The sequence below is a fragment of the Idiomarina seosinensis genome, from assembly GCF_003987275.1.
Lineage (GTDB): Bacteria > Pseudomonadota > Gammaproteobacteria > Enterobacterales > Alteromonadaceae > Idiomarina > Idiomarina seosinensis.
This window is the reverse complement of record NZ_PIQF01000001.1, coordinates 735856-753370: the sequence shown is the minus strand read 5'-3', so window position 1 is coordinate 753370 and position 17515 is coordinate 735856. Positions and strand designations below refer to the sequence as shown.

Annotated in this window: 16 protein-coding genes; 2 read left to right on the top strand and 14 right to left on the bottom strand. The window is 47.0% G+C overall.

Annotated elements, in window-relative coordinates:
• Positions 1 to 13: 13 nt before the first annotated feature.
• Positions 14 to 607 carry a pseudouridine synthase gene (locus tag CWI81_RS03650; RefSeq protein ID WP_126783860.1) on the bottom strand — a complete coding sequence of 198 codons (594 nt, stop codon included), beginning with the start codon at positions 605 to 607 and terminating at the stop codon, positions 14 to 16.
• Between the two features lie 79 nt (positions 608 to 686).
• Between CWI81_RS03650 and CWI81_RS03645 the strand changes: the two genes are divergently transcribed.
• Positions 687 to 1484, top strand: a complete 798-nt coding sequence (locus tag CWI81_RS03645) for a DUF2189 domain-containing protein (RefSeq protein WP_126783859.1) — start codon at positions 687 to 689, stop codon at positions 1482 to 1484.
• A 12-nt stretch (positions 1485 to 1496) separates the two neighbouring features.
• Positions 1497 to 2330 (top strand): glucosaminidase domain-containing protein, encoded by an 834-nt coding sequence (locus CWI81_RS03640; protein WP_126783858.1) that lies wholly within the window; start codon positions 1497 to 1499, stop codon positions 2328 to 2330.
• Here the strand turns inward: CWI81_RS03640 and ttcA are convergent.
• From ttcA to CWI81_RS03575, 13 genes are all read right to left on the bottom strand, one after another.
• Complete coding sequence (gene ttcA, locus CWI81_RS03635; protein WP_126783857.1) at positions 2327 to 3241, bottom strand: tRNA 2-thiocytidine(32) synthetase TtcA; 915 nt, start codon at positions 3239 to 3241, stop codon at positions 2327 to 2329. The two genes, CWI81_RS03640 and ttcA, sit on opposite strands and share 4 nt — an antisense overlap.
• A 98-nt stretch (positions 3242 to 3339) precedes the next feature.
• Entirely contained in the window at positions 3340 to 4266 is a 927-nt protein-coding gene (gene uspE / locus CWI81_RS03630; RefSeq protein ID WP_126783856.1) for a universal stress protein UspE, read from the bottom strand.
• 63 nt (positions 4267 to 4329) lie between these two features.
• Complete coding sequence (locus CWI81_RS03625; RefSeq protein ID WP_241970334.1) at positions 4330 to 4998, bottom strand: sulfite exporter TauE/SafE family protein; 669 nt, start codon at positions 4996 to 4998, stop codon at positions 4330 to 4332.
• Positions 4988 to 5173: a cbb3-type cytochrome oxidase assembly protein CcoS gene (ccoS, locus tag CWI81_RS03620; protein ID WP_126783855.1), complete on the bottom strand. Its 186-nt coding sequence runs from the start codon at positions 5171 to 5173 to the stop codon at positions 4988 to 4990. Before ccoS ends, CWI81_RS03625 begins: the two co-directional genes overlap by 11 nt.
• The gene (locus CWI81_RS03615) at positions 5170 to 7569 is read right to left on the bottom strand and encodes a heavy metal translocating P-type ATPase (RefSeq protein ID WP_126783854.1); all 2400 of its coding nucleotides are present in this window, start codon (positions 7567 to 7569) and stop codon (positions 5170 to 5172) included. Before CWI81_RS03615 ends, ccoS begins: the two co-directional genes overlap by 4 nt.
• A gap of 2 nt (positions 7570 to 7571) precedes the next feature.
• Positions 7572 to 8069, bottom strand: coding sequence for a FixH family protein (locus CWI81_RS03610; RefSeq protein ID WP_126783853.1), 498 nt, complete (start codon positions 8067 to 8069; stop codon positions 7572 to 7574).
• 58 nt (positions 8070 to 8127) lie between these two features.
• Positions 8128 to 9078: a cytochrome-c oxidase, cbb3-type subunit III gene (gene ccoP, locus CWI81_RS03605; RefSeq protein ID WP_126783852.1), complete on the bottom strand. Its 951-nt coding sequence runs from the start codon at positions 9076 to 9078 to the stop codon at positions 8128 to 8130.
• The gene (locus CWI81_RS03600) at positions 9071 to 9262 is read right to left on the bottom strand and encodes a cbb3-type cytochrome oxidase subunit 3 (RefSeq protein WP_126783851.1); all 192 of its coding nucleotides are present in this window, start codon (positions 9260 to 9262) and stop codon (positions 9071 to 9073) included. The genes ccoP and CWI81_RS03600 overlap by 8 nt, the downstream gene beginning before the upstream one ends.
• Entirely contained in the window at positions 9262 to 9882 is a 621-nt protein-coding gene (gene ccoO, locus CWI81_RS03595) for a cytochrome-c oxidase, cbb3-type subunit II (protein ID WP_126783850.1), read from the bottom strand. The genes CWI81_RS03600 and ccoO overlap by 1 nt, the downstream gene beginning before the upstream one ends.
• Positions 9883 to 9893: 11 nt before the next feature.
• Entirely contained in the window at positions 9894 to 11330 is a 1437-nt protein-coding gene (gene ccoN, locus CWI81_RS03590; RefSeq protein WP_126783849.1) for a cytochrome-c oxidase, cbb3-type subunit I, read from the bottom strand.
• A gap of 151 nt (positions 11331 to 11481) precedes the next feature.
• Positions 11482 to 13122 (bottom strand): methyl-accepting chemotaxis protein, encoded by a 1641-nt coding sequence (locus CWI81_RS03585; RefSeq protein WP_126783848.1) that lies wholly within the window; start codon positions 13120 to 13122, stop codon positions 11482 to 11484.
• 122 nt (positions 13123 to 13244) lie between these two features.
• Positions 13245 to 16379 carry an efflux RND transporter permease subunit gene (locus CWI81_RS03580; RefSeq protein ID WP_126783847.1) on the bottom strand — a complete coding sequence of 1045 codons (3135 nt, stop codon included), beginning with the start codon at positions 16377 to 16379 and terminating at the stop codon, positions 13245 to 13247.
• Complete coding sequence (locus CWI81_RS03575; RefSeq protein ID WP_126783846.1) at positions 16372 to 17445, bottom strand: efflux RND transporter periplasmic adaptor subunit; 1074 nt, start codon at positions 17443 to 17445, stop codon at positions 16372 to 16374. Before CWI81_RS03575 ends, CWI81_RS03580 begins: the two co-directional genes overlap by 8 nt.
• Positions 17446 to 17515: the final 70 nt, after the last annotated feature.

The window sequence follows — 17515 nt, the reverse complement described above, 5'->3', positions numbered from 1 at the left end:
ATTGGCGCGTATTCTACCACAATGGCGGCTCTTCACGCCATTCTCCGGGTTGCAAAGTGGCTAATTTATAAGGACCGACCTGGGCCCGAATTAGTCGTAGCGTCGGTAGTCCAACATGCGCCGTCATACGGCGTACCTGACGGTTTTTACCTTCCCGAATACGAATACACAACCAGCTATCAGGAACTGACTGACGCTCTCGTACCGGCGGATTACGTGGCCAAAGGTTATTAGGCTCTGGCATGGAAAAAACTTCCGCCGGTCGAGTCATGCCGTCTTTGAGTTCAACGCCACTGCATAACTGTTTAAGCTGGTCTTCGCTAGGTTCACCTTCCACTTGAACCCAATACGTCTTCCATACTTTGTACTTAGGGTTCGCCAACCGGGCTTGATAGACGCCATCGTTAGTCAACAGCATTAAACCCTCACTGTCTTTATCAAGGCGTCCTGCCGGGTAGACTTCATTGTGCGGGATCCAGTTTTTTAAGGTAGCATCGCCAGGTTCTCCGGAAAATTGAGAAAGCACCCCGTAAGGTTTATTAAACACCACCAGTTTGGGGTTGGCAGGGCGCGGTCGTGAAGCGCGTTTTTTTATCGGCCGTTTCATCAATTGTTCCTTTTCATTGTTATCAAGGGCTAAGATCCTCTACTATATAGCGCGAGTGTTTCAAGCCTAACAGGTATTCATGCAAGCAAATAACGAAAATCAAGAAACAGTGGTCATTGGTGGTAACTTAAATGATGCAGTTAATGGCCAATACACGCTTAGTCTGAGTGATGCGTTTAAGCAGACGTTCGAGCTGACGAAAAAACATTGGGTTCCTATTTTTTTGGGCTTTTTAGCCTTTATGGGAATACTCATTATTGTATCTTTTATTACAGTAAGTTTCTTACCAGAAGCTTGGCTGGAAGAGTTCTCTACCCCAGATAAACCTTTATCAAAGCAGGCTTTACTGGCGCTTTCGCTCTTTGGCGCCGCCGTTGGCGCGCCATTTTGGGGTGGGTTGTTACTAATGGGAATACGGCACAGCGTCGATATTCCGACTAAGGCTGCTGATATCTTTAATGGCTTTAGTAAAGCCGGGCCGCTAATTCTGACATTGGTCATCACCAGCTTGATTACTCAGTCAAGTATTATGCTGCTGACCGAATTGCATTGGGCCACTGGCATTTTAGCGCAGGTGTACTTAACCACAGTGTTTGCTTTTTCTTTACCGCTGGTGGTCGAACGAGGCATTACACCGCTGAACGCTATCTTCTACTCTGTTCGAATTATTAACTACAAATTACCCGCGTTTGTAACTTTAATGCTTATCGTCACTGGGCTGATTATACTGAGCTTACTGATGTTTGGTATTCCACTGATCTATATCGTACCGCTGATCTTTAATTTAGTCGGTGTCGTTTATAAGGAGGTAGTCGGGGTAACCGTTAACCTTGATCAGGAACAACCCAAAGACGACAACAAGCCCTGGACGGCTTAGGAGATTCCAATAATGCGTGTGTTATTTATTGTATTTTTTATTGCGGTTAGTCTCGCATTCCTTATCGTGCCGTTTACGGTGGATTTTAAACCCGCTGAGCCCGCTGTAGTAGAGGTTGAAGGCTTGCCACCGGTACCCAAAGTAGGGGTGTATGATGAACTGCCTGACTTTTCAGAAATTACCAATGTTCGGGAAAAGAAGGCAGAATTTTTTGCCTATTTGCTACCGCTGATAGAGGCTGAGAATCTTCGTTTACTGCATACCCGGGCAAAAGTTTTAGAAATTGAAGAAAGAGCCGGACAAAACATGCTTAATGATGCCGATCGGCAACAACTGGCGCAGCTGATTGACTACTATGAAGTCGATCCGAGCCTGGGTGATGAGCAGATATTCGAGTTCTTAAAGCGTCGCATCGATATTGTTCCGGAAATGATGGTACTGGTTCAGGCGGCAAATGAATCAGCTTGGGGAACATCCCGGTTCGCACGAAAAGGTTTGAACCTATTCGGCCAATGGTGTTTCCGTGAAGGTTGCGGTATTGTTCCCGGTCAGCGGCCAGAAGGGCAAATTTACGAAGTGGCAAAGTTTGACTCAGTCAACCAGTCGGTTCGTAGCTACATGCGCAACATCAACACCCACCCGCCATATGCAGACCTGCGTTTGCTGCGTGAACAAAAGCGTTTGCGTGACCAGGAACTCAAGGCCGTAGAGTTGGTAGAAGGGCTTGGTAGCTATTCCGAGCGCGGTGATGAGTACATTGAAGAGTTACAAGCAATGATTCGGGTTAACCGCCCGATAGTTCAGGCGGTTAAAGAGCAATTGGACGAATCGCAAACAGCAAACTAAGCAATCTGAGTAATTTTAATCGCTTTATCAGGGTCGCTAGTCGGCCCTTTTTTTGTGTCTGCGGCAGGTAACGGAGGAGCATCAAAGGCCCAATCACCATCGTCATCTGCTTCGCCGGTAGCAATCACTGATTTAAAGTCGAATAAGCTGGCATCAACCAGATGTGACGGCGTTACATTCTGCATGGCCGTAAAGATGCTTTCGATGCGCCCTGGAGATTGTTTATCCCATTGGTTGAGCATCGCTTTTATTTGCTTACGTTGCAGATTTTCCTGCGAACCACATAAATTGCAGGGAATTATTGGGAACTGCTGAGCCTCTGAGTAACGGGCAATATCTTTTTCCCGACAAAAAGCCAATGGACGAATCACCACGTGCTCGCCATTGTCACTGACTAGTTTGGGAGGCATTGATTTTAACTTACCGCCGTGAAACAGGTTCAGGAACATGGTTTCGATCATATCATCGCGATGATGACCCAATGCGATTTTAGTGGCGCCCAGACGCTTAGCTGTCTTATATAAAATGCCGCGGCGCAGTCGTGAACATAGTGAACAGGTAGTTTTTCCCTCAGGAATCTTATCTTTAACAATGCTGTAGGTGTCCTCTTCAACAATTTGGTAATCCACACCAAGCTGCTGTAAATATTCGGGTAACACATGCTCGGGGAAGCCCGGCTGTTTTTGATCCAGATTGACCGCAATCAGTTCAAACTTAATCGGCGCTACCCGCTGCAAGTAGAGCAGGGTATCTAGCAGCGTGTAACTGTCTTTACCGCCCGACAGACACACCATTATTTTGTCGCCGCTTTCGATCATGCCAAATTGTTGAATGGCCTTACCGGTGTCGCGGCGGATACGCTTTTGTAGCTTATTAAAACTATAATCTTTTTCTGCTGTTACTGCCGTCATAGCATTATACCCATTAACTCAACATAGCCACATTTGTGTAGCCGGCGATTATACCCGAGTCGTCGCAGTGGGCAAAACGCGATTTTTTCCCGATTCAATTAGGCCAGGGGACTAACAAAACCCTCTGGTTTTAGCGCTAACACATCGCAATTCAACCGTTCGAGAACGTGTTCCGCAGTGTTACCCAGCAACGCAGCGGTCAGGCCGGTGCGACCAATAGTGCCAATAACGACCAGTTCAGCATCCAGTTTTTCAGAAAAATCGGGAATAACCTGCTCAGGTAAGCCCTGTGCAACATGCTGCTGATTTTCCGGAATATCGAAACGACGACCCAATTCCTGCATTTTATGTTGGTGGTGCTTTTCTAGCTCTTCAGTGTATTGGGTGACATCAAACTCAGGAATCTCAACGGCTACATTGACCGGTGCTCCGGGATACGCATTGACCAAATGGACACTGGCTTTCAGCACCTTACTCATGGTTTCCGCATGTTCAATAATACGAACATTAAGCTTGTCGTGATGGGCTTCATCCGAGCCACTGTGCACCGCTGCTATGATCTGGCCGTGCTCTGGCCATGCGTGCTCTTTAACTAACAACACGGCACAGGGGGCTTTCCTCAACAAATGCCAATCCGTTGGCGTGAATAACAAGTTCTGAATGCTGGAGGTAACCTGTGTGCCCTTAATAATTAAATCGTGCTGATGTTTTATCGCCGTTTCGATAATCGCCTCAAATGGACGGTTATGCCAGACCACTTCCAGGTCTATTCTTACATCAACGGTGTCATAATCAGCCAATAAGTCCGTTAACCAAGCCTTACGATCTGCAATTAAGTTAGCTCGCATGGTGTCACGCTCATCACTGGAAAGCATGGTGGTCATTTCGTAAGAGAAATCATAGATAGATAAGAAGAGTGTTAATCGAGCATCGCTTAAACGAGCCATGTGCAATGCTCTGTTAATGGCTTTATGTTGTTCGTCGGCGGGATCAACAACGACTAAAACGTGTCGGAAAGCGTCCATATATATACCCTGTGTCTTTGCCCTTAGTCCTGATGTAAGGTTAGCTCAGTTAAGCGCGAGTGCCTAATTAAAATAAGGGCGAACTAAGGTCAATGCAGTCCACAGGCTGTAAATGATTAATAACAAGCCAATAGCGGTTCTGAAGCCCTGAGCTTGCAGAATGGCGCGCATAGCATGGCTAAAATAACCGGCGCCAATCATTGCTGGAAATGTGCCGATAGCAAAGGCCGCCATAATTAAACCGCCACCGGTAGCGCTGCCACTAATTGCCGCGTAACTTAAGGCACTATAGACCAACCCGCAGGGTAACCAACCCCAGACTGCTCCGGCAAACAGAACCGCTACTCGGTTGGCTCCTGTTGAACTCTGCTGCGGTTTAGGAGCAAGTCGTTTAATCTGTTGCCAAACAGGCTTAGCTGCCTGCTCAAGTTTAGTCAAAACTGGCCACCAGCCGGTAAAGTAAAGCCCGAGAGCCAGCAGAAAAATCACCGCTAACCAGCGTAATAGCTTTGTTGTGTGCGGGGAGTCTGGTGCGATCAGAGCTACAGCACCACCAACAATGGCGCCTAAAAGAATGTAAGACAGCATCCGGCCAAAATTGTAGAGCACAATATTAGAGAGCCGGTTTTGCACTCCTATTGCACTGGCGATTCCACCACACATGGCTAAGCAGTGGCCGGCTCCGGCCAAGCCCATAATAAATGCAGTGAGAACATCGGCGTTATTTGTCATGGTTGCCGTTGTTGTCCTTCTTGTTTACCTGTTCTTCGTCGTCATCCAGTAGAATTCGCATTCCCTCGCGTTCGATGTCTTCAAACTGGTTAGATTTTACCGCCCAAAAAAATACAATGACCGCAATGATGACGAAAATAATGGCAACAGGAATTAGGGCATATATAACACTCATTCGCGATATAACCTCAGCGAGTTGGCAATGACCAACAATGAACTTAGCGACATACCCAAAGCGGCCGCCCAGGGAGCAATTAGTCCGAACGCGGCAACCGGCAGTATCGCAGTATTGTAGAGCACTGCCCAAGTAAAGTTCTGACGCATAATAGCACGTGATTGACGGGCACTTCGAATAACCTCGCCGACGCTAGTCAGTTGCTCTGACAAGATAACGACGTCAGCTGCGGTTTTTGCAAGGTCGGAGGCATTCGCAAAAGTCATCGATAAATGCGACTGAGCTAAAACCGGACCATCATTAAGTCCGTCTCCGACCATCCATACGGTATGTCCATTTGCTTGCAGATTTTTTATTAGTGCCAGCTTTTGTTCAGGTTTTTGCTCACTATGAGCTTCTTCTATGGCCATTTTTTCAGCCATATCCTGAACCCTTGGCTGACTGTCACCGCTAACCAGGATGGTCCGTATCCCTTGCGCCTGAAGTTGCTCTATCGTCTGTTTGGCATCGCTGCGAATATCATCTTCTATCCTAAACTGGGCCAATATCTGCTCTTGGTTAGCTAATACCACCGTGTAGCAATCGTCTAATTGAGCATCCGGATGCCACTCTCGAATAAAAGCGGGGCTACCGATACGGTATTGTTCATTTTCCGTAGGTTTAACCTCTAAGCCAGAGCCGGGAATATTATGAACCTGAGCCGAAAACTTACGCGGGTTTAGTGTCAATTGCTTTAACGGTACTGCCAAAGGGTGCTCGGAAAAGGCCTCAAGTCCTGCCGCAAGACGATTGATTTGTTCGCTATCAATAAAGTCTTTGCGCTGCGTTATTTTAAACTTGCCTTCGGTCAGGGTGCCGGTTTTGTCAAAACAGACAACATCAAGATTCTTAACCGATTCCAGCACTTGTGCGCCTTTTAGTAAAATACCGCGACGATTAAGTCGGTGAATAGTTCCGGTTATAGCGGTCGGCGCAGCCAGTGACAGTGCACAGGGACAAGTTGCTACCAACACAGCCAGGGTTACCCACAGTGCGTGTTCAGGTTCAATCCACCACCAACTGAAGAAAGTGATAGTTGCGATAACTAAGATACTACTGACAAAGTAGGTGGCCACACGGTCGATGACCTGCTGCACCTTAGGTTTATCCGCCAACGCCGAATCTTGCAGAGCGACAATTCCGGCTAATACTGTCTGCTGCGCGGCAGCAGTTACTTTTAACCGGATAGCTGACTGTTGGTTGATACTGCCAGCAACTAACAATTGTCCCTGTTGTTTAAAATTCGGTACGCTTTCACCACTCAATAAGCTTTCATCAACCCAGGCTGAATCAGATAGTAACTCACCATCTGCGGCTATCGTATCGCCGGGATTAACCACAATAACATCACCAACCTTTAACTGTTTAACCGCTACTGATTCAGATCCATCAGCAGTCTCCCGCGTTGCTAACTGAGGCATCAAGGTGAGTCGGTTAGTGGCAAATCGGAGGGCTTTTTCTTTTGCCAAAAGCTCCAGGTAGCGGCCAGATAACAAGAAAAATGTGAACATTGAAATAGATTCAAAATACACTTCTCCAGAACCTTTAGACACAGCATACAAACTAGCACTGTAGGCACCTAATAAGGCAATACTGACCGGCACGTCCATGTTCAGCGTGCGGGCTTGTAAGGCACGCATCGCCCCCATGTAAAATGGTTGAGCGCTGTATAAAATAACTGGCGTGGCAAATAGCAAGCTAACCACCCAAATATACTGGCGGGTTTCATCACTAAGATCGCTGACAACCCCAAAATAAAGGGCAAACGCCAACATCATAACTTGCATGGTGGCCAAGCCTGCAAGACCAAGCCGGCGGATGAACCCCTTGCGTTGCCGGCTAAATTGCTGCTCTTGTTGGTTCGCCTGAAACGGCAGTGCGTTATAACCGATCGCCGCCAAACGTTTAATCATGTCACTGATAGCAACTTGTTCTGGGTGCCAGGTTACCTGTAATCGTTGGCTGGATAGATTGACGACAGCACGCTCGACGCCTGGGGTTGCTTGTAACTCTCGCTCAATTAGCCAGGCGCAGGCGGAACAGGTCAGATTTGATACGGTAAGTGCTGCTTGTTGCAGATCGCCATTTAACTCGCGAACAAACTCCTTTTGCACGTCAGGATGATCGTAAACATCCAGATCTTTAAGCTCTTCCGGTAAAATCGGCGTTTGTTGAGGTTTGTCAGGATCCCGGTGCTTATAAAAGGCACTCAAACCGTGCTCAATAATCGTTTCAGCAACTGCCTGGCAACCGGCGCAACACACCGGCTGCTGTTGCTGCTGATAAGTCACTGTTAAATCGACTCCTTTGGGAATCGGCTGTAAACAATGAAAACAAGTAGATTGATTTGTTTTCATTGTTAAACACCATAGAGTAGGGGTTCAACAAGTGTCCATTCTGTTTTTGGTAAACGATATTTTTGGCTTACTTTCCATTGCCGGTCGAAAGGTTCAATCGTCACTGTCCATTTGCTATCGACATTGGCAGGGATGTCGGCTCGATAAATGCCGTCACTGGCGACAGTAACACGGCGAACAAAGTCTCTATCCTCGTCTGTCGCATGCACAAAGTTAACGGTTAACGCGCTAAGTTCTTCAGGCTCACCAGAATGATAACGAAGAGCTAGTTTGCCATCAGCCGCTTTAAACTGAAAACTAATATTCAGTTCCTGGGCCCGTTGCACGTTGGCAATAACTGCGTTTATTGTTTTACCGCGTTTGTAATAATCATCGACGACCATGGAGAAGTTGCCTTGCGTGACTGCAAGGTAAATGATGATCGCACATACAATCATAACCACAACCGGGACAGAAATTAGAAACCAAGGCCAAAACTGCTTATACCAGGGCTTCACCATAATTACTTACCTCATGTAAAAAACCCCGCCGTAGCGGGGTTTTGATGTTCAACGCTCGTTAATCGTTGGAAAGACTATAAATATAAGCCGAAACTACGTGGATTTTATCCTCACCGAGGATATCTTTCCAGGCCGGCATAACCCCGTTACGTCCATAGTGTAAGGTTTCTTCAATCTTATTGATTGAGCCGCCATACAACCAAACGTTGTCGGTTAAGTTAGGCGCGCCCAGCTGTTGATTGCCTTTACCATCCTGACCGTGACAAGCAGCACAAACGGCATAGTTTTGCTTGCCCGCTTCTGCCAGTTTCGGGTCAACACCGCGACCACTTAAGCTGGCGACATAGTTCGCCAATTCAGTGATTTCCTTATCGGAGAACTGTTCACCAAAGGCCGGCATATTACCCTGACGTCCATTTAGCAGCGTGTGCTTAATGTCCTCTGGCGCGCCACCATATAACCAGGCGTCATCCGTTAAGTTAGGGAAGCCGGGGCCGCCCATCGCATTAGAGCCATGGCATTGAGCACAGTTTTGCAGATACAGACGTTGACCAACGTCAAGCGCATCTTCATTCTTAGCCAGCTCAGGTATTGATTGCTCAGCAAAGGCTTCGAAGATTGGCCCGTATTTTTCTTCGGCATCACGTACTGCGCGATCATACTCTACGATAAGACCTTGCTCTTTTGCCTGTTCCATTGCCTGGCGTGATTCTTCCAGCGACTGCACGTCCTGATTAGAACTTTTCCAGCCTAACAGGCCCTGGAAATTACCCAGGCCCGGGTAAAGCGCCAGGTACAAGAAGCCCCAAACAAAGCAGGCCCAGAACAAATAGGTCCACCATTTTGGCAGCGGGTTATTAATTTCAACAATCCCATCGAATTCGTGGTCCATTTCCTGACCTTCTTCGATATGGGTGTAGTTTTTCATATTCCAACGCAGCAACCAAATTAGAACGACTAAGGTTCCTAACGTTAAAACGATTATCCATGCACTCCAGAAGCTACTCATCTTTCTTCGACTCCGGTTTGTCGCTGTCCTTTACTGATGAGGCATCCTCTTCTTCAAAAATTGAGTTAGCTGCTTCATCAAATTGTTTTTTTGCGCGTCGGCTAAAGAACGACCATAAAACGATGGCCAAAAACAAGACCAGTATTATGATCGTCCAAATGCCATGCCATTCACCAAATCCCATTACTTATCAGCCTGTGATAATGCGGTACCAAGTGACTGCAGATAAGCGATCAAGGCTTCCATTTCTGTCTTACCTTGAACAGCTTCACGAGCGCCGGCTATATCTTCTTCGGTATAGGGAACGCCCAGTTGCTTCATTACCTGCATCTTCTTCGCGGTATCTTCACCGGTTAGTTTATTCTCATCTAACCATGGAAACGCCGGCATATTAGATTCAGGAACCACGTTACGCGGATTCATTAAGTGAACGTGGTGCCACTCATCGCTGTAACGACCACCGACACGAGCCAGGTCAGGACCGGTACGCTTGGAGCCCCATAAAAATGGAAATTCCCAAACGTGCTCACCAGCTAATGAATAATGACCATAGCGTTCAGTTTCGGCACGGAAAGGTCGAATCATTTGGCTATGGCATTGGACACAGCCTTCACGCATGTAAATATCGCGGCCTTCAAGCTCCAAAGCAGTGTATGGTTCTAAACCATCAATAGGTTCCTGAACCTGACTTTGAAACAACAACGGTGTGATTTGAACGATACCACCAATGGATACCGCTAAAATCATTAGCACAGACAACCAGCCTAGGTGCTTTTCAACAAATTCGTGTTTAATGCGACTCATTGCTAACTCCCTTAGGCTGTTTGAACGATGTTACCGGCAGCCGTTTCGCGGCGACCTGCTTGGATAGTTTTGTAGCAGTTGTACGCCATTAACAGCATCCCAACAACAATGAAAACACCACCAACAAAACGTCCAGCCCAGAATGGATAGGAAGCTTGTACACTCTCTACAAAGCTGTAGGTGAGGGTGCCGTCTGCGTTCGTCGCGCGCCACATAAGGCCCTGCATAACGCCTGAGATCCACATTGATACGATGTAGAATACGACGCCAATAGTGTGTAACCAGAAGTGCATATTCACCAGTTTAATACTGTGAAGCTCTTTCTGGTTAAACAAACGCGGTACCAGATAATACATAGAGCCGATGGTGATCATTGCAACCCAGCCTAAAGCTCCAGAGTGTACGTGACCAACAGTCCAGTCGGTGTAATGCGATAGTGCGTTTACTGACTTGATCGCCATCATCGGGCCTTCGAAGGTCGACATGCCATAGAACGACAAAGACACAATCAGGAAGCGCAGAATTGGATCGGTACGCAGTTTATGCCAGGCACCAGACAGCGTCATGATACCGTTGATCATACCGCCCCATGAAGGCACAAACAGAATGACTGACATCACCATACCCAATGACTGTGTCCAGTCTGGCAGGGCAGTGTAGTGCAAATGGTGCGGGCCAGCCCAAATATACAATGAGATAAGAGCCCAGAAATGCACAACCGATAAACGGTAGGAGTAGACTGGACGCTCAGCTTGTTTTGGTACGAAGTAATACATCATTCCCAAAAAGCCCGCCGTCAGCAGGAAACCAACCGCATTGTGGCCGTACCACCATTGAATCATGGCATCTACTGCGCCAGAGTACATTGAATAGGACTTAGTGAATGATACTGGAACTGCCATGCTGTTAACGATGTGAAGCATAGCGATAACAACGATAAAGCCACCATAAAACCAGTTAGCTACGTATATGTGTGAGGTCTTACGTATCGCCAGAGTACCAAAGAACACAATCGCGTAAGCAATCCAGGTAACGGCAATCAGAATATCGATCGGCCATTCCAGCTCTGCGTATTCTTTAGTACTGGTTAAACCTAAAGGTAAGGTAATTACGGCTGAAACAATAACTGCTTGCCAGCCCCAGAAGGTAAAACTCGCCAACTTGTTCGAAAACAAAGGTGTGCGACAGGTTTTTTGCACCACGTAATACGAGGTTGCAAATAAAGCGCTGGTACCAAATGCAAAAATAACCGCATTAGTATGCAACGGGCGTAGTCGGGAGTAGGTTAGCCAAGGCGTATTAAAGTTTAATTCCGGCCACACTAACTGTGCCGCAATTAATACTCCCAACGCCATGCCGATGATACCCCAAATAATAGTCATAACGGTGAATTGCCGTACGACCTTCATATTATATTCGATCGGTTGTTGTGGAATTGTTTGACTCATCTTTTTATTCCGCGGTGATTGAGTTCAGGAAAATGGTGACTTTTACCCGCTTAACTAAAAGCCAGCATCCTTGTAAAAGTACTCGAATTTTACACCTTTAAAGAATAAAGGTACAGAGGGGATAATACTAATATCCCCATAATAATAAAGGCTATTCTGTCTTGAACCGCGACACCAATTGACTTAGATCAACACTGTTCTTGGTTAACTGCTGGCTAACTTGAGCAACTTGTTGATTTGCTGACTGATTGTCATTAGAGAGGTCGCTGATACCGGTAATGTTCTCACTTAACTCCCGGGTAACACGAGATTGTTCATCCGTGGCCGACGCAATTTGCACGTTCATTGACGAAATACTGGCCACCGCTTCCTGAATTTGTCCGATCGCTTGCTCAGCTTTAAGCGCCCCTTCATTAGTTGTTTTCGAGCGGTCCTCCACGGCTGAAATAATATGGGTAACATCTTTAATAGCCCCCTGGATACTGTCAACGATGGTCGAAATCTCATCGGTTGACTGTTGTGTCCTGGTTGCTAATGTTCTGACTTCGTCGGCAACCACGGCAAATCCGCGACCGGCTTCGCCGGCGCGGGCTGCTTCAATCGCCGCATTTAGGGCCAATAGATTGGTTTGTTCCGCGATCGCAACAATCACACCCAGGATATTGCCAATTTTATCTGAACCGTCTTGTAACAAACGAGCTTGATCGCCTGCTTTTTGCAGTTCGCCAGTAAGTGCCTCAATGTTATTAACCGCTTCCCGCACAATCACCGCTGAGCGACCCGACTCCTCATCAGCTGTATTTGCCGATTGCGCTGCCTCACGCGCGTGCTCGGCAACTTCGCTGGCAGAGGACGACATCTCATTAATAGCTGCTGCTACTGATTCAGTTTGAGCTTTTAATTCATCACTCTGAGCGCTACTTTGATTACTTAACTCTGACAGTCTTTCCGCTGCTTGTGCCTCTTCGCCGGCACTTACCTGGACGTTATGCACCAATTGCTGAATTTTACTGACAAAATCATTAAAAGAGGCGGCTAGTAATGAGAGTTCATCAGAGCCTGTTGAGTTTAATCGGCGGGTCAGATCGCCTTCACCCTGAGCAATATCAACCATCGCTGCATTAATATGTTTCATTGGGCGGGTAATGCTGCGAATGATAAGTACAAACAACAGTAACAAAGGAACCGAGAGAACGACTGCTAAGCCCGCGAGCTTGATGAATTCCTGCCACAACATGGAAGCGATGTTATCGGTGTACTGGCCTGTCCCCATAATCAAATTCCACGGTTCAAATACCCGAATGCGACTTATTTTGGGGACCAAATTACTGCTATCACTACCTTTTTGCCAAATATACTCGACGGTTCCGCGGTTTGAAGAGCGCGCCTTAGTCACCATTTGTTGGAACAGACGGGTACCTTCAGGATCTTCATAATCAAGTACATTTTTTCCAATTAACGACTCAGTGAAAGGGTGTTGCACCATGACACCTTTCTGGTTCAAGGTGAAAATGTACTCACTGCCTTCGTAGCGAATTTTATTGAGTCGGGCAAACGCCTGTTCCCGCGCTTGTTGCTCAGATAAGTTACCTTGCTGATATTGCTGGTAATAATGCTCAACAATAGTGTGTGCCGAGTCGAGTACCGCGTCGAGTTTACGCTTTTCTTCGTCGACCAGTAATCCGTTTAGAATAAACATCATAAACGCGACCATTAGTGCCGTGCCAAATGCTGCGATACCCAACAATGCAACCAGGCGTTGAGTAATTGTAAAGCGCTGAATAAAGCCCATATCGTTTCCTCTGATTATTCACGACTGCCTTGACCCTTAATCTACACAATAGTCACCCAAAACAAGTTAGACCAAAGTCAAAGTTAGTGCATAATCCTTTATCGGCCAATATGAGCTGTACTTCAGTGCTGAAGTTTTTTCTCCCTTTGTTTTAATGCAAGCACCGATAGCGCGGGCAGCGTTACCACTGTTACTATCGCTGCGCCGATCAGACCAAACATCACGATAATACCAACACCGCGATATAACTCGGTGCCTTCGCCGGGAATAAATACCAACGGCGCTATACCGCACAATGTCGTGAGCGTGGTTATAGCGATTGGCCTGACTCTCGATAACAACCCTTCTTTTACCGCATTAATCAATTGGTAGCCGTGTTCATCCCTTAAATACACCGCTCGTTCAATAACAAGAATTGGGTTGTTAATGACGGTTCCCATCAAAATCAGGAAGCCCAACATGGTGATCATATCGAACGGTTGATTAAACGGCTTAAGACCAATTAAAGGCATTAATTCACCAACCCCGTTCATTAGAGCAAGACCCAGAATACCGGCACTAATACCCATCGGTATGGTCAGCATAATCAACAGCGGATAACCCCAGTTAGCAAATATTGCCACCATTAATAAGTAGACAATAGCGATAGATAGTACGTAATTTTGACCAAGCGCAGCCTGAGTTTCTGCGAGTTGATCGGCAGCCCCCGACAGTTCAGTGGTAATATCCTGACCGATGTCGCCTTGCTCGCGTAAATAACCAATGACATTGTCACGCACAACCTCAACACCGTTTTCTAAGGCGACTGAATCCGGAGGGATGATGTTTAAAGTTACCGTACGCCGGCTATTAACGCGTCGCACGGTGCTGGTATCAACCGTTTCTCTGACTTCGGCTAAAGCTGACAGTGGGATAGGGTTGCCATTAACCTGATAGACTGGCATTTCTTCCAGGGACTGTGGGCTTACTTCGGTTCCAGCTTCACTGTAAAGATACATATCGATTTTGTCGTCACCCTGAAAATACTCGCCAACGAAAGCGCCATCAGTTAGTGCCGCAATGGTGTAACCAAAACTGTCCGAACCAATACCAACTTCACGTAAACGCGACCAGTCAGGTTTAATCTCCAATAACGGCTGCTGCAACGTGAGTGAATTAGGCGATGTTTGAATTCTGGGTTGTTCAAAAACACTTTCAGCGCGATTAAAAATGGCTCGCGCAGCCTGATACACTGAGGCTAAATCGGTGCCACCAACATCGACGTTAATACTGCGAGTACCACCGTCATTGCTGCTTATTATTGAGCCTTTAGTAGCAAAGGCCCGCATGCCCGGGTATCGCTGATAGACTTCTGTAATTCGATCCATTAGCTCTTCAATTCTGTCTGGATTGCGGGTCTCCGCGATAATTCGAATGTTTGTCGGCGACACGCTGTAACTAGCCGTTTGTAAAGCCGGAATGATAAGTCCTTGCTCAGTCTCCATCTGATTATCTTCGGTCGTTAATGCAGGATCAAATATGGCTCTAATTTCGTCGCCTATCGCTGACATTGTCTGCAAATTATAACCCGGTGGAGCGCTCATGGTTGCAAAGGTTTTCGCCTCTTCACCTTCTGGCAAGTATTCTGCTGGCGGGGTTAACAACCACCAGATTCCGACAACAATAATAAAGGTCCCGGACACTGTAGTAATTTGACGCTTTTTACTCGCCAATGTTTTATCTGCCAAAGAGGCTACTGCGTCGGTAAGTCGGTCAGTTACCTTTGTTTTGGCATGTGCCGGAAAGTACGCAGACAATAAAGGCACAAGGGTAACGGCGACAAACATTGAGGCAATGATCGCGGCAGAAATTGCGATAGCTATATCGGAGTAAAGTTGTCCGGCTTCCTGAACAATAAATAAAATCGGTAAAAACACCATTACCGTGGTTAAAGTGGAGGTAAGAACCGCCGTCCATACTCTTTGTACTCCGGCAATAGCAGCTTTTTTCGCAGATAACCCTTTTTGTCGTTCCAGCTCAATACTTTCTAACACAACGATGGTGTTATCCAGTGTCATCCCAATAGCAAAAGCAATACCGGCTAACGAGATAACATTTATCGTACGGTCCAGTAGTAGCAGGCCGATAAAGCCGGCCAATGTACATATTGGTATACCAACTACGGCGATGAGAGTAGCCCGAGTGGAACGCATCAAACCATACATGACAAGGGTTGCAAACAGCGCCCCCAAAGCAATGTTAAACAGTACGTTTTGTATCGAAGCCTCGACATAGCGCACATCATCGGAATTCAATACAATCTCCATACCGGCGGGGCGCAGCAACTCTTCGTTTATTTGCTCAACTTCATCCAGCATCGCGTATTTGATATCGATGACATTAGAGCCCATTTCCCGTTTTACTTGCAGACTTAAAACTTGTTGGCCCTTGTACCAGGATTCATTATTTAGCTCGAAATGCGTAAGTTCTACCTGCGCCACGTCATCCAGTCTTACGATCTGATCGCCGTCGCGTTTTAACAGCGTTGTCCGCATTTCTTCCAGGCTATCGAAGCGGCCGACAGTTCTTATCAGGTAACGTCGTTTATCCTGCTCCAGTTCGCCAGCCGAGGTATCCGTATTACGGATTCTTAAGGCTTGTTCTACGTCATTAACCGTCAGCCCGTGACTCAGTAGTGAATTTTTATTTAATTTGATTCTTACCTGTCGCTGGGCACCGCCACTGACATCGACTTGGGAAACACCACTGACTGATGACATCCGCGGACGCACGTTGTCTTCAATGTAATCGCGCATCCGCACCATATCGATATTTTTCGGATTACCGGGCAGGGGGCTTACCCGAAAGTACATAAACGCGTTGCTGGAAAAAGAAGCTGAAAATATTCTTGGCTGGTCGACGTTGTCCGGGTAGTTAGGTACCTGGCTTAACGCATTGTTAACTAGAATTAACGTTTCTGTCACGTCAATTCCGAACGGGAAGTCCAGTTCTATTGAGGCTTGACCATTACTGGCTGAACTTTCCATACGCTGCAGGTTGGGTACTGTGCGTAAATACTCTTCCTGCTCTACCAATATTTCTTTTTCAATATCCTGAGGCGTTGCCCCTGGCCAGGTCGTTTGTACCGATATCGTGCGAACTTCCAGATCTGGTATCATTTGCACCGGAATTTTAAGCGCTGCTGCGATACCTAACAGGCACAGAATCAGCACTGCAACTATGGTGACATGCTTATGCCGAATCAGTGCTTCAATCATAAGCATTAGACTCCTCGGCCTGAACAGTGTCGCCATCTGTTAATGCTTCGTTGCCGCGAACAACCACTTGTTTTTCGCCGCTAAGACCATCAACAATTTCAACCCAGCCTTTGAAGCGCTGCCCAAGCTTCACCCAACGTTCTTTTACGATGCTATTGCCGTCTTCTTGAACAACTTCCCAGACCGAAGTACGACCATCACTGTAGCGAATAACTGCATCCTGAGGAACTGTCGGAGTCGCGTGTTCGTCGACCATTGTCAGCACTACGTTAACCGAGGACCCTACTAATAGGTCGCTCTCTTGAGCTGGCTTAATTCGGACTCTAAAGCTCCGTTCACTACCGCTGGCGAAGGCGGAAATGTTATCGATTTTAGCCGTCGTTTCGCGGCCGTCAGAAGTTGATACAGAGACCTCAGTATTCAGAGTTATCCGTGGGAAATAGCGCTGTGCAACGAAGGCGTCGATATATATCGCATTAAGATCGACGAGTTGAAAGGCCTGTTGACTCTCAGTAACCCATTGCCCGGGATCTATGTTTCGCTCGGTAACTAAGCCGCTAAAAGGAGCAGCCAACTGATGATAACCGCGATCCACTTCCAGCTCATTGATACGGGCGTTCACTTCGGCCAGAGCAGCTTCCGCCACTTGAGCCTCCGCTCGTGCACGACGCAGTTCACTTTGTGCAACAAAATCAGTTTTAGCCAGGCTTTGTAACTCTTCTAGCTGCTGTCGTTCATCATTCAACGTAGCCCTAGCTGATTGCTGTTGAGCATTCAAAGACTGTAAGGCGGCATCCACTTGACGCTGGTCGAGCACGGCCAGGGCCTCACCTTTTGCCACCATATCACCGACATCGACAAGGTAACGCTCTACACGTCCGGCAATGCCGAAGCTTAAATAACTGTTGCTAAGAGAAGCAACCGAAGCGGGGAGTGTCAGTTGCTGCTGAACTGGTTGCTCTTTAACGGATACCACAGCAACTCTTGTTTGTGCTTTAGCATTGTTTATCGTTAGCAGGACCGTCAGCCACAGAAAAAAAGAACGGGTCAACAAAGAAGGTTTCATAAGTGCTCTTGTTTTTACTGGTTTAGAACACTTACGTTGGTTTCCGAATGACGGATTAATCCGCCAACCG

Coding starts and splice junctions, on each gene's coding strand:
- CWI81_RS03580 (WP_126783847.1), bottom strand. CDS start 16,379: ATGATTGAAGCACTGATTCGGCATAAGCATGTCACCATAGTTGCAGTG.
- ccoP (WP_126783852.1), bottom strand. CDS start 9,078: ATGAGTAGCTTCTGGAGTGCATGGATAATCGTTTTAACGTTAGGAACC.
- CWI81_RS03575 (WP_126783846.1), bottom strand. CDS start 17,445: ATGAAACCTTCTTTGTTGACCCGTTCTTTTTTTCTGTGGCTGACGGTC.
- CWI81_RS03610 (WP_126783853.1), bottom strand. CDS start 8,069: ATGGTGAAGCCCTGGTATAAGCAGTTTTGGCCTTGGTTTCTAATTTCT.
- ttcA (WP_126783857.1), bottom strand. CDS start 3,241: ATGACGGCAGTAACAGCAGAAAAAGATTATAGTTTTAATAAGCTACAA.
- CWI81_RS03585 (WP_126783848.1), bottom strand. CDS start 13,122: ATGGGCTTTATTCAGCGCTTTACAATTACTCAACGCCTGGTTGCATTG.
- CWI81_RS03640 (WP_126783858.1), top strand. CDS start 1,497: ATGCGTGTGTTATTTATTGTATTTTTTATTGCGGTTAGTCTCGCATTC.
- CWI81_RS03650 (WP_126783860.1), bottom strand. CDS start 607: ATGAAACGGCCGATAAAAAAACGCGCTTCACGACCGCGCCCTGCCAAC.
- CWI81_RS03645 (WP_126783859.1), top strand. CDS start 687: ATGCAAGCAAATAACGAAAATCAAGAAACAGTGGTCATTGGTGGTAAC.
- ccoN (WP_126783849.1), bottom strand. CDS start 11,330: ATGAGTCAAACAATTCCACAACAACCGATCGAATATAATATGAAGGTC.
- ccoO (WP_126783850.1), bottom strand. CDS start 9,882: ATGAGTCGCATTAAACACGAATTTGTTGAAAAGCACCTAGGCTGGTTG.
- CWI81_RS03615 (WP_126783854.1), bottom strand. CDS start 7,569: ATGAAAACAAATCAATCTACTTGTTTTCATTGTTTACAGCCGATTCCC.
- CWI81_RS03625 (WP_241970334.1), bottom strand. CDS start 4,998: ATGACAAATAACGCCGATGTTCTCACTGCATTTATTATGGGCTTGGCC.
- uspE (WP_126783856.1), bottom strand. CDS start 4,266: ATGGACGCTTTCCGACACGTTTTAGTCGTTGTTGATCCCGCCGACGAA.
- ccoS (WP_126783855.1), bottom strand. CDS start 5,173: ATGAGTGTTATATATGCCCTAATTCCTGTTGCCATTATTTTCGTCATC.
- CWI81_RS03600 (WP_126783851.1), bottom strand. CDS start 9,262: ATGGGATTTGGTGAATGGCATGGCATTTGGACGATCATAATACTGGTC.